The sequence below is a fragment of the Terriglobus albidus genome (assembly GCF_008000815.1).
GTDB classification, from domain to species: Bacteria; Acidobacteriota; Terriglobia; order Terriglobales; family Acidobacteriaceae; genus Terriglobus; species Terriglobus albidus_A.
This window is the reverse complement of the sequence record NZ_CP042806.1, coordinates 1,312,497-1,328,892: the sequence shown is the minus strand read 5'-3', so window position 1 is coordinate 1,328,892 and position 16,396 is coordinate 1,312,497. Positions and strand designations below refer to the sequence as shown.

7 protein-coding genes are annotated in these 16,396 nt (G+C 57.9%); 2 read left to right on the top strand and 5 right to left on the bottom strand.

What is annotated here, in order from left to right; translation table 11 throughout:
• Positions 1-6: 6 nt before the first annotated feature.
• Positions 7-3,057, top strand: a complete 3,051-nt coding sequence (locus FTW19_RS05295) for a carboxypeptidase regulatory-like domain-containing protein (protein WP_147646666.1) — start codon at positions 7-9, stop codon at positions 3,055-3,057.
• Positions 3,057-5,177, top strand: coding sequence for a VWA domain-containing protein (locus FTW19_RS05290; RefSeq protein ID WP_147646665.1), 2,121 nt, complete (start codon positions 3,057-3,059; stop codon positions 5,175-5,177). The genes FTW19_RS05295 and FTW19_RS05290 overlap by 1 nt, the downstream gene beginning before the upstream one ends.
• A 102-nt stretch (positions 5,178-5,279) precedes the next feature.
• Here FTW19_RS05290 and FTW19_RS05285 read toward each other — a convergent pair whose 3' ends face one another.
• The 5 genes from FTW19_RS05285 to FTW19_RS05265 form a co-directional block, all read right to left on the bottom strand.
• Positions 5,280-8,843 carry a TonB-dependent receptor gene (locus FTW19_RS05285; protein WP_147646664.1) on the bottom strand — a complete coding sequence of 1,188 codons (3,564 nt, stop codon included), beginning with the start codon at positions 8,841-8,843 and terminating at the stop codon, positions 5,280-5,282.
• Between the two features lie 179 nt (positions 8,844-9,022).
• Positions 9,023-10,639: an FAD-dependent oxidoreductase gene (locus FTW19_RS05280; protein WP_147646663.1), complete on the bottom strand. Its 1,617-nt coding sequence runs from the start codon at positions 10,637-10,639 to the stop codon at positions 9,023-9,025.
• Positions 10,640-10,701: 62 nt separating this feature from the next.
• Positions 10,702-11,985 (bottom strand): helix-turn-helix domain-containing protein, encoded by a 1,284-nt coding sequence (locus FTW19_RS05275; RefSeq protein ID WP_187143287.1) that lies wholly within the window; start codon positions 11,983-11,985, stop codon positions 10,702-10,704.
• A 36-nt stretch (positions 11,986-12,021) separates the two neighbouring features.
• The gene (locus FTW19_RS05270; RefSeq protein WP_147646661.1) at positions 12,022-12,693 is read right to left on the bottom strand and encodes an SGNH/GDSL hydrolase family protein; all 672 of its coding nucleotides are present in this window, start codon (positions 12,691-12,693) and stop codon (positions 12,022-12,024) included.
• Positions 12,694-12,769: 76 nt separating this feature from the next.
• Positions 12,770-16,171, bottom strand: a complete 3,402-nt coding sequence (locus FTW19_RS05265; RefSeq protein WP_147646660.1) for a TonB-dependent receptor — start codon at positions 16,169-16,171, stop codon at positions 12,770-12,772.
• Positions 16,172-16,396: the final 225 nt, after the last annotated feature.

Genomic DNA, 16,396 nt, shown 5'->3' with positions numbered 1-16,396 from the left:
CATTGGATGACTCTGATACGTACACTCCGCTCGCTCTGCGCATACGTTCTCTTCCCCTGCGCCGCCTTCGCCGCTGAACAACGGGGACAGGTTCTCTATGGCGGCTTCCCCGTTCCGGGCGCTGTTATCACCGCGACTCACGCGGGCACTACCGTTACAGCCGTAACGGACGAACAGGGTTTCTACACGCTCTCAAACATCGCCGACGGCGCGTGGGCGATCCGTATCAGCAAGCCGGCCTTTACCACCATGACGCAGGAGGTAAACGTCACTTCCACGGCTACTGATGCAACTAAGTTCGAAATGAAGCTGATGCCCCTGGCGGAGATTCATGCGCAGCCCGCAGATCAGCCGATTGCCCCGGTGATTACTGCCGCTCTGCCTGCACCCGCAAAGAAAGGCTCTGACAGCAAAGACGAGGCCGCGGCCGCACCTCCACCTCCGGCGACACAGGAAGCGCGTAACAACGATGGCCTGCTGATCAATGGCAGCGTGAACAATGGAGCGTCTTCACCCTTTGCGCAGTTTGCCGCCATCGGCAATCGTCGTAATAACCGCCGCTCGCTCTACAACGGCGGTATCGGCATCATGAGCTTCGGCAATGCGATCTTCGATGCAAAGCCGTACTCGCTCACAGGCCTTGATGTTCCCAAACCCTCGTACTACAACTTCACCGGCCTGGCCACACTCGGCGGACCATTGCGTATTCCGCATCTGACGAACCGCAACAACGCACCTACGTTCTTTCTCGCGTATCAATGGACACGGGACAGCAATGCCAACTCTTCCTCAGCACTGGTGCCAACGCAGGCGCAGCGCAACGGCGATCTCTCTTCGGTCGCTACATCCATCATCAATCCGGCAACCGGACTTCCGTACGCCAACAACCAGGTCCCGGTGTCATCGCAGGCGGCATCGCTGCTGCAGTTCTATCCACTGCCGAATCTATCCGGAAGCACGCGCTACAACTATCAGACAACACTGCTAAACAGCTCGCACAAGGATGCGCTGCAAACGCGTGTTGATAAGACCGTCAATCGAAAGAACCAGGTCTACGGAAACCTCAACTTCCAGTCCATCCGCAGTTCGTCGAACACGGTCTTCCAGTTCACTGACCGCCAGAAAAACTTCGGCCTCGCCGGTGGCGTGAACTGGTCGCACCGCATCAATGGGCGCTGGTCGTTCAACGTCGGCTATAAATTTGCGCGGCAGACGCAGCGCACCACTGCCTACTTTCAGGGCCGCACCAACGTCTCCGGCAATGCCGGCATCTCCGGCAATAACCAGGACCCGTTCAACTACGGTCCGCCGACGCTTTCCTTCGCCAGCGGCATTACGCCCCTGACTGATGGAATTCCAGCGTACAACCGGAACCAGACGCAGACAGCCACTGGAGCCGTGCAGTGGAACCGCGGGCGCCACAACCTTACCTTCGGCGGTGAGTACCGGCGCCAGCAGTTCAACTACTTCACCCAGGAGAATCCGCGCGGCTCGTTCGGCTTTACCGGTACGGCTACCGGTAACGATCTCGCGGGCTTTCTGCTCGGCGTGCCCGATACCAGCACCCTTGCTACCGGCAACCCCGACAAGTACTTCCGCCAGAACGTCTTCAGGGCCTATATCGACGACGACTTCCGCATGACACCGACCTTCACTGTCAAGGCCGGCGTCAGCTGGGAGTACGGTGCGCCCATCACCGAACTGAAAGATCGCATGGTGAATCTCGATATCCTGCCGGACTTCTCGGCTGTCTCGCAAGTGCTGGCCTCTTCCCCGACCGGCAGCCTGACCGGACAACACTATCCCGACTCGCTCATCCGTCCCTTCCGCAAGGCCTTCCAGCCGCGTATCGGCGTCGCATGGCGGCCTATCCCTGCATCCTCTGTTGTCGTGCGGGCGGGCTATGGCATTTACTTCGATAGTTCTGTCTACCAGACCACGGCCCTGAAGCTGGCGCAGCAGGCGCCACTCTCGCGTTCCTTGTCCGTACAGCGTTCGAGCACTTGCCCCATCACCCTGGCCAACGGCTTTCAGAACTGCGCCGGTATCACATCAAACACCTTCGCCGTCGATCCGAGATTCCGTGCGGGCTATGTACAGGATTGGCAACTCGCCATTCAACGTGATCTCCCGTTCTCGCTGCAGTTGACCGCCACCTACAACGGCCTGAAAGGCACACACGCGGCCCAGCAGATCCTGCCAAACACTTATGCCTATGGCGGCGCGGACCTGTGCCCTTCATGCCCGAACGGCTTCACCTATCTGACCTCGGGCGGGAACTCCACGCGTCACGCGGGACAGGTACAACTTCGCCGCCGCCTGCATAACGGATTTACCGCATCGCTGGACTACACCTACGCCAACGCTATCGACAATGCATCCTTCCTCGGCGGACAGAATGCATCGTCCGGCACAGGCGCCACCTCGCAGAATCCCTTTGCCGTACCTGCACCCACCACCAAGAACGACACGACTGTTGCGCAGAACTGGCGCGACCTGCAGGCAGAACGCGGACGCTCAGCCTTCAATCAGCGTCACACGCTCTCGCTGACGGCCCAGTACACCACTGGGATGGGCGTTGGTGGCGGCACCCTCATGAACGGCAAAGCAGGCACGGCGTTCAAAGAATGGACGGTACTCGGTCAGATTATGCTCAATAGCGGAGAGCCGCAGACACCGATCTATCCCGTAGCGACACCCGGCACCGGGGTTAGTAACAACCTGCGCGCGCAACTGACAGGTGCAGATGTCTACGCCGCGCCTGCAGGGCTGCATCTGAATCCCGCAGCATTTACCACGCCCGCCGCCGGCACCTTCGGCAACGCAGGCCGCAACTCCATTACCGGCCCCGGTCAGTTCCGCCTGAATGCATCGCTCGCACGCACCTTCCGCCTGAAGAGCGACATGAACCTGGATATCCGTGCTGATGTAACCAATGCACTGAATCACGTCGCCTTTACCCGCTGGAACACAACGCTCACTTCTACCCAGTTCGGCCTTCCCGCAACCTGGAACGGCATGCGTACCGTGCAATTCGTCTCGAGGCTTCGTTTCTAATGCGCAAACTTCTGCCACTGCTGCTCGCAACGACGCTCACCGCCCAACAGACCGGCACCAACAAGCCACAGGGCGATGGACAAGACCAAGTCTTCACCATGAAGGTAACGTCGAATCTTGTCGTCGAGACCCTGACCGTGAAAGACAAGAAGGGCAATACGATCCCTGGCCTGACGGCGAAGGACTTCACCATTACGGAGAATGGCGCAGAGCAGAACATCAAGCTCTTCGAGTTCCAGAAGCTCTCTGCCCCGTCCGCGGCCGTACCGGTAGAACCGGCGAAGAACGACGAGAAGATAAAGATCTACGACAAGCTCAGCCGCACGCAGATCGCCGGCGAGTCCGCCGCAACGCCGAAGTATCGCGATCATCGCCTGCTGGCGATGTACTTCGATATGACATCGATGCCTCCACCGGATCAGTTGCGTGCCTTGCAGGCTGCCGAAAAATTCATTCGCACACAGATGCTTCCGGAAGATCTCGTCGCGCTTCTGCGCTATGGCGGCGGCTCCGTGGATGTGCTGCAGGACTTCTCTGCTGACCGCAACCGTTTGCTGTCTATCCTGAGCACCATGATCGTCGGTGAAGGTCAGGGCATGGCAGGCGATAACTCCGGCGACGACACCTCTGATCCCGGAGCGGCCTTCGGACAGGACGATGCGGAGTTCAACATCTTCAACACCGACCGTCAGCTCGCGGCGCTGCAAACTGCCGCCGACATGCTGGGCCGGTTGAGTGAGAAGAAGTCGCTGCTCTACTTCGGCTCTGGCTTAAACCTGAATGGCCTGAACAACCAGGCGCAGATGCATGCCACCACCAACGCGGCTATCCGGGCCGGCGTCTCGTTCTGGCCGATCGATGCACGTGGTCTGGTGGCTACACCGCCGATGGGTGATGCCACGCAGAGCTCGCCCGGCGGACTGGCTATGTACACCGGTGCATCTGCTACCTCAGTCACAAATGCGCGCGCCCAGTCGCAGGACACTCTCTATGCGTTGGCCTCAGATACCGGTGGAAAGGCACTGCTGGATAACAACGACCTCACCCGCGGCATTCGCAATGCGCAGGAGTCGATGTCCAGCTACTACCTCCTCGGCTACTACACAACCAACGGAGACAAGGACGGCAAGTTCCGCCGCATCAAGATCACGCTGAACAATGGGCAGGAAGCAACGCTCGAGTACCGTCAGGGTTACTACGCCGGCAAAGACTACTCCAAGTTCAACACCGCAGACAAAGAGCGTCAGCTTGAAGATGCGCTGATGCAGCCCGATCCGGTCACCGATCTCACCATCGCGATGGAGGTGAATTACTTCCAGCTCAACCGTGCGGAGTACTTCGTCCCCATCGCCGTAAAGATTCCGGGACGCGAGCTGGCGCTGGCCAAGAAACGCGGCTCGCAGCATACGCTGATCGACTTCATCGGCGAAGTGAAGGACAGCTACGGCTCTACTGTGCAGAACCTGCGCGATTCGGTCGACATCAAGCTCTCCGACTCCACCGCTCAGGAACTGGCTCGCCGCCCGATCCAATACGACGCAGGTTTCACGCTGCTGCCCGGCAAGTACCTGATCAAGTTCCTCGCACGCGATAATGAGACCGGACGCATCGGGACCTACCAGGCCAACTTCATCGTCCCGAACCTCAACAAGCAAATCGAGCGCCTTGCCATAAGCTCCGTGGTTCTGAGCAGCCAGCGTGTTGCAGCCTCACAGGCTCTGTTCAATGTAGAGAAGCAGAAGCAGCAGGCGAAGAACGATGCCGTCAATCCGCTGATGCTGGGCGGAGAGAAGCTGATCCCCTCGGTGACACGCGTCTTCCATCACGCGCGGCCGGCGACCATCTTTCTGCAGGCTTACCAGCAGGGCACCACTCCACCAGAGCCCCTGCTGGCATATGCCACCTTCTTCCGTACTCACGATGGGAAGCAGGAGGTCGCCATGCAGACACCGACGGTCATTGCATCGAACGCCGGCAGCACACAACTGCACATTACCCCAATCGCCATGACGATTCCGCTGGACCAGCTTGAGCCCGGCGAATACCAGTGCCAGGTAACCGTCCTGGGCGCGACCGACCAGAAGAGCTTCTTCTGGTCAGCCAAGGTTGAAGTGCAGTAACTGAAAATCATCGAAAATCGATACTCCCATTTGGAAACCGACGGTCTCGTTGCCCCATTCCTTTGCGGAGCAAAAGGGTGGGGCAACGAATACGCGGGCGACCTAGAACGTCAGCTTGAGCGCAGTCTGAATGTTGCGTGGAAGGTTTGCCTGCGTTGTGATGGCGCCGAACGTCGCGGACCCAAACTGAGTGTTTGGCACACCGAACTGCACCTTGTTGAGGAAGTTGAAGGCTTCAAGACGGAACTGCAATCCGAGACGCTCGTGAATGGCGAAGTCCTTCAGCAGAGACACGTCATCCTGGAAGCCAACCGGGCTGCGCATCCGGCCAGAGAAGCGAGGCGTATCCCCAAGTTCGAAGGCGGTCGCTTTGCGGAAGGCGTTGGGGTTGAGATAGCCCTGTGTCTGGCCGTTACCGCCGAGGCGTTGATGAACATCACCCGAGGTAAGAGGATCGACACCGGAGACAAAGAAGGGACGCCCACCGGAGTAAGCCTGACCGCCGGTCTGTGTAATGCCCAGCGTGTAGCCAGACTGAACGGAGACAATGCTGTTGAGCTTCCATCCGCCGATGACCTGGTTCATCCATCCACTCACGTTGCTTCCGAATGATTGGCCGCGGCCGAAAGGCAGCGTGTAATTGGCGTTTGCAACGATGCGATGAGGAATATCCGTCGAGAGCACAGACCACTCCTTATCCTGAATGTGATAGCTGTTCTGGATGCCGGGGCTTCCGTTGGAGTAGTTAGCGTTGAGGAAGGCGGTCAGCGAAGGCGTGCCATTGCCCATCAACTTGGAAAAGGTATAACTGACGGTTGCCGAAAGATTCTTCGAGCGCTGGATGGTAATGAAGGCCTGCGCTGCGTTGAAGATGGAGGCGCCGATCCCCATCTGGGCGACGGTAATGGAATTGTTTGCCATACCGGTGTTCGGCGTGTATTGCGGATAAAGCGAGAGCAATTGCACCCGCTGCACGGTAGTCGGTGTGGCCAGCGGACCAGCCTGTGAATTTCCGTAGAACGGATTCGCAACCTGCGTGTTGAGGTAGTCGATTTGAGACTGGCTTCCCGGCGCACCCCAGTACTGATCGCGAAGGTCATTCGGACGATAGTTGATGGGCAGGTGGACACCGTGGGTGCCGACGTAGTTGAAGTGGACAACGACGCCATTAGCGATCTGCCGCTCAACGCCGGCGTTGTACTGCTGAAAGTAAGGCACTGGATTGTTATAAATCGCGCCGCTGACAGAGGTACCTGTACCAGCAGTCACACCGGCACTCGGGCCTGCCGGCAATAACACACCCGATGGAAATGGATTCGCAATCGTGGTCGTCGGAACACTGGTGCTGGTAAAGGTTGTCTGCGTCTGCTGCGAATAACCGAGCGTTCCTGTACTGTAGAACCGCTGCGACGTCGGCAGATACAGCAGGCCATATCCGGCACGAAGTACGGTTTTATCCGTTACCTGGAAGGCCAGGCCAATACGTGGAGCGAACTTGTTGTAATAGGTCTTCCACGTGCGATTGGGAAAGTTGCTGCCGAGATAACGCGCTCCGCCGGTAAAGGGCAACGCTGAGCTCGAAAGCGGATTCGATGCTGACAGGTCCAGATCGGCCCACTGGTTATGCCGCTCACGATATCCGGTCTCGATGTCATAACGCAGACCGAAGTTCATGGTCAGCTTCGAATTCGCCCGCCAGTCCTCCTGCACATACAGGGCGTGATACCAGGAGTCATACGCCGGCTTCACCTGGCGAACGATCGCAGCATTGGTGAAGGTCCCCATCAGAAATGCCGCGAAGGAGTCGAACTGCGCCTGGCTGGATGGCGCCGCGCTGGTGACAATCGGACCGTTGGTCAGTGTGGTGTCGAAGGTGAGGGAGCCCGGGCCGTTGCCGGCGCTTTGCTGGTGCTCCTGGATGAGACGGCCGTCATAACCAAAAGTCAGAGTATGCTTGCCGTGCTGCCACACCGCCGTCGATTCGAGGAAGTGGCTGTAGTGCTCCCAGCGGTTGGTATTAGTGGCGTTTGACATATTGGCGTAGCCACTAATGCCGATATATGGCAGGCCAGGAAGCTGCTGTTGTGAGTCAAGGTTGGTAAATCCGTAGTCGGATGCTTTGTAGCCGGTGTAGTTCTGGGGAATCTGAAAGTTCTTCTGGTAAGCGAAGCCGTAGTTGGTCTGCAGCAGAAAGTTCGGCGTAATCGTCCAGGTATCGCCAACCGCAAACAGATAGGCGCGCAGGGTCTGGTTGATGCCGCTGGGACCGTTGGCCTGATTGAAGAGATCGTTCTCGTGATGCGTATTGGTGTCGCGGGTGCCGCGTACGAAGACACGCTGCGATGGCGAGAAGTTGTGATCGACGCGGAAGTTGAACTGGTCTACCTGATCGCTGGTGCGATTGGCGTAGACGTAGTTATTCGACGTGCCGGAGATGTTGGGAAGCGGCAGGAACTGTAACAGCTTCTGCGAGACGGGATTGATATTCTGCACCAGCTTGCCGGCGCCATAGCATCCCGTTGAGTTGCAGCCGGCAGCCAATGGCTGACGGGTATTGCCGCTGGTGCTGTAGGGGTCATAAATCATTCCGGGAGCTTCAGTAAACACACCCTGACGCTGTAAAGCCGTCGGCACAGTCGCCGTCACCGCGTTATACAGTACGTTGCGCGAGGCCTCCCACCCGAAGGTGAAGAAGGTCTTCTCACGGCCGTTGTAGATCTTCGGCAACCACACAGGACCGTTCAGGAAGAAGCCATACTGATTGAACTTGTGCGGTGCGCGAAAGTCGTTGCGTCCGCGGATCGGCGGCGTGTTGTTGTACTTCAGGAAGTAGTTCGCGCCGTCGAGCTTTTCGTTGCGCAGGTAGTCGTAGGCGGAACCGTGGATCTGGTTCGTACCGGTCTTCGACACAATGTTCAGAATGCCGCCGGAAGAACGTCCGAACTGCGCCGAAGGAACCGCGGTGATGACCTTGAACTGATCGACAACCTCAACCGAAGGTGTTAGCGCCGGTTGGCCCTGGCAGCAAACTGTTACCGGCACGCCGTCGAAGAAGATCTCGTTCGAACCCGCCGCTCCGCCATTGGATTCGAAATTGTTGGTACCCGCAGCCACAACAGCGCCGCGTGTCTGGCTTACCCCCTGTCCGAAGCCGCCACCAGGCGCGATGCCGGGCGACAGTGCTGCCAGGCCGTAGGGGTTGCGTCCATTCAACGGAAGGTCGCTCACCTGGCGGGTCCCGACCGTGTAACTGATGGTGGAATCGCTGGTCTCGAGATCGGCCATACCGGCCGACTCGACATTGATGGTCTCGGTACTGGAGCCGATCTCAAGCGAGAGATCGATCGTCGCCGTCTGCCCTACGGTGAGCGTCAGCGTCGTCTCTGCCGACTTGAAACCGCTCTGCGAGACCTGAATTTTGTAGGGTCCGGTCTGAAGTGAGAAGAAGTTGTAGATACCGTCGCTGTTGCTCTGGGTCGCCAGCTTCAGTCCGGTGTCAGTCTTGGTAAGGGTGAGTTGGGCGTTGGGAATCACTGCGCCGGTGCTGTCGGTCAGACGTCCGGTGATGACCCCGTTCGCAACCTGCGCCGGCAACATAGACGAAACGAGGAGAAGAACGAGGAGAAGGCCAAAGCAACGGCCTTGCGTCTTGAGAATTTGCTTCATAGGTTGGGCCTCATAAGCACTGCAGTTTGTCCTGGGTCCAAGGGAGGCGATTCCCAAAGAAAAGGAATCGCCAGTTGTCCCTTATGGCAGCTAACTATTCGTTCCCGGATCGATGCCGGTGAAGTTCCAAGCTGTTACGTTACGTAACAGCATCTTTGTTTTCATAGGATTACGGAGAATTAGAGGCTATCCCCGGACTCTTCCTGGTCAATATGGAGGATGGCCTTCTGCTCGCGCAGACGCTTTTGGAGAGACTTCACATCGATCTCCTGAACAGCCGTCTTACCCCGGACCGCCATCGCAGCCGTCACCCCCGCAGCCTGACCGAGCATCATGTACTGCGGCTCCATACGAACGGAGGAGTAGGCGACATGCGATGCCGAAAGACAGACCGGGACGAGCAGGTTCACCGTCTCCTCCTTTTTGGGAAGGATGGTGCCGAAGGCGATCTCATAGGGCTTAACCGAAACCTGCACATCACCTTCATTCCGGACGCCGCCGTCGGGCGTAGCGACGCGCTGAATGTTGTGGGAGTCGCTGTTGTAGGAACCCATGGCAATGGAGTCAGGCTTGGTGCGATCGGTCTGCAGGTCAGCCTGCTTCATGACGTACACGCCAATCATGCGGCGCCCTTCGCGGATGTAGAGCTGGTTGGGCCAACCCTCCGTATCGAGAAATTCGTCCTTCGCCCGGCCCCAGCTGTTGACCTCCGCCTGCAGTTGCTTTGGTACCCGCGAGTCAGAGGCAAGGAACCACAGGAACGACTTGGTATAGAGCAGATGGTCGTCCCAGATCTTCTGCCGCTCGGCATAGCCGGCGTCGGGGTAGGTCCAGCTCTTGCCGATGTAGTCGCTGGAGAAGGCGCCGTTGTTGTTGAAGTCCGCTTCATGGTTGGGGATCATGACCGGGTTCATGACGTCGCGGAAGGTTGGTTCACGATGCATGTGCTCCTTCCATTCGCCCAGGTACTTCGCCAGCAGCGCGAAGTTGGAGGCGTCATATCCCTCAGGCTTCGTCCACGGAAGCTTGTTGCCCGGAGAGTCGGTCAGAATCATGCGGAAGTTATAGGCCTGTACCTTCTTATCCCCCGCACCGTTTGCCCCCATCGGCCCGGGATCAACCTCGGGCATCAGCTTTCCCTTCTCGTCGAGGGGCGAGATCTTCCACAGGAACTGGTGTTTGGGCGTGTCGACGCGAACCCCCGCGAGATCTTCGTGATAGACCTCCATGCCCTCACGGCCGACGGTATAGTGCACGCCCGCCTGCGCCATCAGGTCGCCTTCATAGGAGCAGTCGGCAAAGGTCTTCGCCTTCCACACCTTGCCGTCTTCTGTCGTGATAGAAAGAACGGTCGTTCCCGATTTCGAGACACCGCCGTGTTCCTTCAGGCGCTCATGAAACTTAACCTCGACGCCTGCTTGCTTGAGCCACTGCTGGAAGATCGCCTCTCCCACCTTCGGCTCCGACAGCCAGTCGTCATGCTTGTTCAGGGTGTGCACGCCGTAGTGAGCTGCAGCCTGCCGGTAGAACTCGCGGGCATAGCCACCGATGATCTGATAGTGCGCGACATCTGTCGCCGACAGCCCACCGGTCACCATGCCACCGAGGTGCGTACCAGGCTCGAGCAGCACGACATGCAGCCCTTCCTTTGCCGCGGCATAAGCGGTCATGACTCCCGAGGCCGTGCCGCCGTAGACCACCAGGTCATCGGGCGGAGCACTTTGCGAAATGGCTGACGGGGCGAAAAGAAGAAGAGCAGCAGTAAGAGGGAATATGCGATGCAGCAATCCAGTCATGGAAAGGATACTGCCATCCCGACGACATGGCTGACACGTTTCGAGCCGTATGTTACGCGCTGTTACATTGAATTTGCAGGGGCTTGCGAGGTGAAGACGTGCATTGCCACCGGCCAGGTGCCCAGTGCCCGATTGCTCTCCACCTCGGTATAGGTCACCATTTCGAAGTATTTCGGTGAACCGTTTTTCCTCCACATCTCTTCAATCGAGTTGGAGCCGGCCGAAGACGAGATCAACGCAACCAAGGCTCCTGTATCCCGAGATTGCATCAGCAGGACTTTAAGTCCCGGTGCACGGCCTGGAAGGATGGAAATAATGGAGGGGCGCACCTCATGATCCCTCGACTTATGGATGATCTCGTAGGTCCCCTGCTCTCCCTTGGAGGGATGGGCGTTGGTAACCCGGAGCTCCGACTGCGACAGCGAAAAGTTCATCGCCTGCAGATAGTCATGGAGCGGCTGCAGCGTCTGATGAGTCCCGAGGGCAATCACATTCGCCTGTTCCAGGACCATCGGAGACAGATCCCGAGTCACATCGAACGAGACGCGCTGTTTGGCCCCGACCGAGTCCAGGTAGCGCGCCATATCGATGGCGGCAAGCGTGTCCCAGGATACAGTGTAGGGTTGCTCCAACGACGGCTTCCCCAGATCCTTCGTCAATGCCTCGAACTGGGGGTCCTTGGGGATGTCGTTGTAATCGTTAACTTGAGTGGAACGGAAACGGAAGGTCGGGGCATTCGAAAACGAAAACAGGATCGGCGTCGGCAGAATGATGCGGATCGGGGCTGAACCCTCCAGGAACGAGGCCCAGAAGGCATTTGGCGCCCGTCGATCATTCGTCGCGCGCAAGACATGGTTGCTCCAGGCCAGCCATACGACGGCCATGACCAGAAGAACAATAGCTCCACACAGGAACGGAACTGCCGACCGGGTCACCTCTGGCACGGCGACGGGATCGAGATCCGGAGCCGGCAGCGGCTCAGCCACGGAAGGCGCGGGATGGTCGAGCACCATCAGTTGATGGGTACCGGTGGGGATAACCAGGAGCTCAAGCTCGTCGGTCTCCTGCTGGTAGTAGTCCTTCAGCTTGCGGCGCAGGCGGGAGATGTGAACGCGAACCGAGGCATCCGTCGTGGAATCGAAGTTGCTGTGACGGCCAAGCGCATCCGTGGCGATGGCATACTCGCTCACATTCCCAAAGCGATGTTCCCATAGGTATTGCAGCAACTTGCGTTGCGTTTCAGCCCGGGCGAAGTGCGGACTGTGCAGCACCCGCTGCACATGCGCTTCGATGACGCCGGAGGTCTCCGAAGATTCCTGAACCGGCGGCGGGAGAGTCGTTGCCATGCAGGGCATTCTACCGACGCCCGGGCTGCTTTGTCGTCACCGAAGAAGAGCGCTTAACTGTGCGGGGTAGGTTTCGGCGGTCTCCGGCGCCCCATCAGGACGGACGCCGATGCCGTAGGTCAAGCTGTCTCCCATGCACAAAACCGAAACGTTTGGAGGAATCTGCAGCGGCAGCCTTGAGCGCACTGCTGCGGCCAGCATGCCATAGCCCTTCGCAGTCAGATGAACTCCGTCGGTGCTTAGTTCGGCGTTCGCCCCGCCGGCCTGCTGGAGGATCTCATGAAACGGGACAACGACGGCATGGTGGGTCCGAGCCACTTCCTCGATCACGGCATTCACCTGGGCAACCCGCTCCACAGGCGGCACACTACCGTATGCCTCGGGCCGGTGGCGTTTCAGCAGGCGCGTGAGATCCGGATCGTGCACGGTCACCAGAACCACAGACGCTCCTGCAGCCTGGGCCTGCTGGACCATCGCGGTGAGATTCTCTCTCGTCTGCGATGGAGTAAGAAACTTGGTATCGTTCAATGCATCGTTGGTACCGGCAAAGAGCACGACATAGGCAGGCTTGGCCTCCGCCAACTCATGCGCGAAACGTTTTTCGAGCTCGGCAGTATTTCTGCCGCCAAAGCCGGCGTTCACCACATGTATCTGCCCATGCATTGCAACCGCCATCAAGAGAGTGAGTAAAAAAGAAAGGCCTCGCATCGCGAAGCCGATTCTTACACAAATGCGAAGCGGGCCTCATCCCTAAAGGAACGAGGCCCGCTTCGGTAGGTGTTCGTTAGAACTTGATACGTCCGCTGAACCGCAGCGTCCGGTTGCTGGTTGAAAGAACGCTGGTGATCTGGCCGAAGCCGGCGTCATTCACATTAGCGGTGGGGTTGCTCCACTGCGGCGTGTTGGTGACGTCGAACGACTCCGCCTTCAGCACCACGGCAATCTCCCTCCAGATGGGGATATTACGCGTGAGTCCCACATCCAGATTGAAGTAGCCAGGGCCACGGACAGAGTTACGGCCCATGTTGCCGTTGGAGCTTGCATTCGGCAGTTTGGTGATATTGCCGTTATTGACGAAGTAATACGGATACGTGGTGGAACCGCTCGTGTACTTCGTTCCACTCAGTTGCAGGGGGCTCACCTGGTTGGGAACAACCGTGTCGCCGTTACCAGCCTGCGAGTTATCCGTAATCTGGAACGGACGTCCGCTGTAGTAGGTCATGATGGTGTTCATATCCCATCCACCGACGAGGTTGCCGACAATCCCCTGGTTCAGGAAGCGACGTCCACGACCGACCGGCATCTGCCACACAGTCCACAGTACGTTGAGGTGCTTGCGATCGAACTGCGAGTTGGCAAAGTTACGCTTCTGCAGCGCCGGAGTATTGAAGGCGACCGCTCCGAGAGTACTGTCCGCGTCGTAGTTATTCATGTAGTGCGACCAGGTATAGGAATAGCCATACTGCAACTGCGCAGAACTACGATTGCTCAACTGCAGTTGCATGCCGGAATATTTTTCATCTGCCCACGGAAGGACGTTCAGGATGGTTCCGGTATAGCGCCTCGCGCCACCTGGGGCATTTGCATTGGCAAAGAGTGGACGGCTGTTGGCGCCCAATGTACTGACGCCACCTGCATTGATGTCGATACCGACGACCTGGCGCACGTGATGGGTGCCAACGTAGCCGATGTTCAGGACCATGCCCTTGAACAGGTCGCGATCGACGAACAGGTTCCATGTTTCGATATAACCGCGACGCCACTTCTGCGGAGCGGTCTGTGTCGTGTAGTTGTACGGGAGCGGCACAATACCGGACGAGATATCCGGCACGCCTACAGTCGGAACACCTGCTGTCAAAGTACCGCTCGGCAGTGTGTTCATGTTTGGTGCTGACGAGTTCGGAGCCGTGAGCGCACCCGCGGGAACGTAGTTATTCGTGCCGGTATTGTTCAGCGTAATCAGTGCCGGATAGGAGTCACGGAAGAAACGGAAGTTTTCCGGATCGACTGTGAGCCCCGAGCCGGTGCGGATTACGGTCTTGTCATTGATGCGATAGTTGAGTCCGAGACGCGGGACCAGCATGCCGTGACCGACGTCTTCGCCAGTGTTAGTCGGTACATTGCCGCGACCGCCGATCAACACATTGCTGGTTGAGGGGTCGAAGCGGAAGACGCCAGTGTGGTCGCGGTTCGCGAAGGGATAGTACTCATAGCGAACGCCATAGTTGATGGTAAGGTTTGCGGTAGCCTTCCAGGTATCCTGCGCGAAGAAGCTGAAGCTCGAAAAGCGCGGACCGTTTGGCTGGAAAGACTGCACCGTCTTGCCGATGGCCTGCGGCATACCGAGAAGAAGATCGGCAACCGCACGATAGTAGGTCGGAGCGTCCGCAGTTGCGCCGCTGTTATTGCCGGTCACACCGCCGGAGAACGTGAACTGTCCGCGGGGACCGGCGTTGTTGGCCTGAAGGTGATTGATGGCGGAGTGTACATACTCACCGCCGAAACGCATCGTGTGGCGTCCGCGAATCCAGGAAGCATTGAGGTTGCTGACATACTGCATATCGCGGAACTGGAACGGATTGGACTGGATGTAATTTCCGAAGCTTGAGTTATTGGCGACGATGAAGCCAGGCGTACCAGACTGGAACGGCGTAGACCCGTTGGTTCCAGAGATCCCCAGCGTATCGAGACCTACATTCGTTCCATAGTCCGGAGCGCGTGCGGCGAGATTGATGCGGACAAAACCGACGTTGCCGTCGATCACGAAGTTCGGTGTAACGACATACGAAGCACCGATACCGATGTTCTGGATCGTTCCAGGTGCGGAACCAGGCTGGCCACCATCCCAGGTATTGCCGATGGCATTACCAAGCGCCGGAGGATCAGTGATCTGTGAGCGCTGCACGGAGTAACGGCCGAAGACCGTCATCTTCGTCGTTGGGTTGTAAGTCACCTTGGTGTCATAGGCTGCGCGGTCAAATGACAGAATCGCACCGCCTGGATAGTTATTCGAGGTGGCGTTGAGCTTCTCCGTGGGCAGCAGGGCAAGAATCTTCTGCGAAGCCGAGCTGAGACGCGAACTCGGAATCACATTCCCCGCGAACGCCGTACGGCCGGAACCGTCGGCATTGCCTGTCGTGGGATCGTAAATCGTAACCCCGGTACCGGCGAAGTTGCCTCCACGCACGGCAGCAAGCGGCACGTTCATTGCATTGCCTGTCTTGAACTGGCGCAAGGAAACTTTGTTATAGCCAAAGAAGAAGAAGAGCTTGTCTTTGATGATCGGGCCGCCGATGTTCGCGCCGTACTCATTCAGAATGTTCTTCGGCGTTACCGGAGTCGTCGAAACACGCGTGAAGTACTGACGTGCATTGAACTGCGTGATCGAGTTGTACTCCCAGGCGCCGCCGTGGAAGTTGTTCGTACCGCTCTTGACGATCAGGTTCGCTGCGATACCACCGGCAGCGCCCTGCTCGGCGTTGAAGCTGTTGGTCACAATGTTGGCTGACTCGATCGAGTCGGTCGGCGGAATATACGCAACGATCGACTGAAGCCACGGGTATCCCACGGCTGCGCCGTCAATCTTGGTGGAGTTGATCGTGTTCGCAATTCCGTTTGCCGTCACGGCCTGAGTACGGCCCGGGTTACCTGCCTGAGAGTTGTTCTCTGTCGGCGGAGGCACACCGGGGATCAGACGGTAGAGTCCCTGGAAGTTACGGCCAGCCGTAGACGTCGTCGGCAGCTCCTGCACCTGGGTGCTGGTGATCTCGTAGTTCACGTCGGCACGATCGGTCTGCAGTGCCGGCGGAGCCGTGGTGACTTCAATCTTGTCGGAGACCGCGCCAAGCGACATCGTCGTGTCGATACGGCGGGTCTGGTTGGCGCTGACGGCAACACCCTTGCTGATGCTCTGCGTGAAGTTCGGCGCCGAGAAGGTTACGTCGTACGTGCCTGGCGGAAGATCGGTGAACTGATAGTTGCCGGAGGCGTCCGTCGTTGTGGTGCGGCTAAGACCGGTGGATGGGTTGGTTGCGGTGATCTGTGCGTTGGAAAGAACGGAACCGGTCGCATCGCTGACAACACCGGTCAATGTTCCGTAGAGTGTCTGCCCGAAAGCGTTGTACCCCAAAAAACACCCGACCAACAACAAGAACTGCAAGAGAAGAAAGCTACGTTTTTTTGACATCAGTGCATCTCCAGTGCATCTTTTGGAAGCGGACCGAACTATATGGTTGCTTTCGAATGAGTGTCAAGGCATTTGATCGAGGGTGTTTTGTACGGCAACCAAAGAAAATTGAAGCAATCCCGATTTGGTTCGTAGAAATAACTTTGGTCCGAGCTGCGTGCTAAATCAGCCATAATTTGTGATTTATGGGAGATTTGTGAAATAAATACACGCGCTCTTTTGAGG

What these genes read in the sequence shown, in the direction of transcription:
- FTW19_RS05295 (WP_147646666.1), top strand. Translation starts at nt 7, where the DNA reads ATGACTCTGATACGTACACTCCGCTCGCTCTGCGCATACGTTCTCTTC.
- FTW19_RS05290 (WP_147646665.1), top strand. Translation starts at nt 3,057, where the DNA reads ATGCGCAAACTTCTGCCACTGCTGCTCGCAACGACGCTCACCGCCCAA.
- FTW19_RS05285 (WP_147646664.1), bottom strand. Translation starts at nt 8,843, where the DNA reads ATGAAGCAAATTCTCAAGACGCAAGGCCGTTGCTTTGGCCTTCTCCTC.
- FTW19_RS05280 (WP_147646663.1), bottom strand. Translation starts at nt 10,639, where the DNA reads ATGACTGGATTGCTGCATCGCATATTCCCTCTTACTGCTGCTCTTCTT.
- FTW19_RS05275 (WP_187143287.1), bottom strand. Translation starts at nt 11,985, where the DNA reads ATGGCAACGACTCTCCCGCCGCCGGTTCAGGAATCTTCGGAGACCTCC.
- FTW19_RS05270 (WP_147646661.1), bottom strand. Translation starts at nt 12,693, where the DNA reads ATGCGAGGCCTTTCTTTTTTACTCACTCTCTTGATGGCGGTTGCAATG.
- FTW19_RS05265 (WP_147646660.1), bottom strand. Translation starts at nt 16,171, where the DNA reads ATGTCAAAAAAACGTAGCTTTCTTCTCTTGCAGTTCTTGTTGTTGGTC.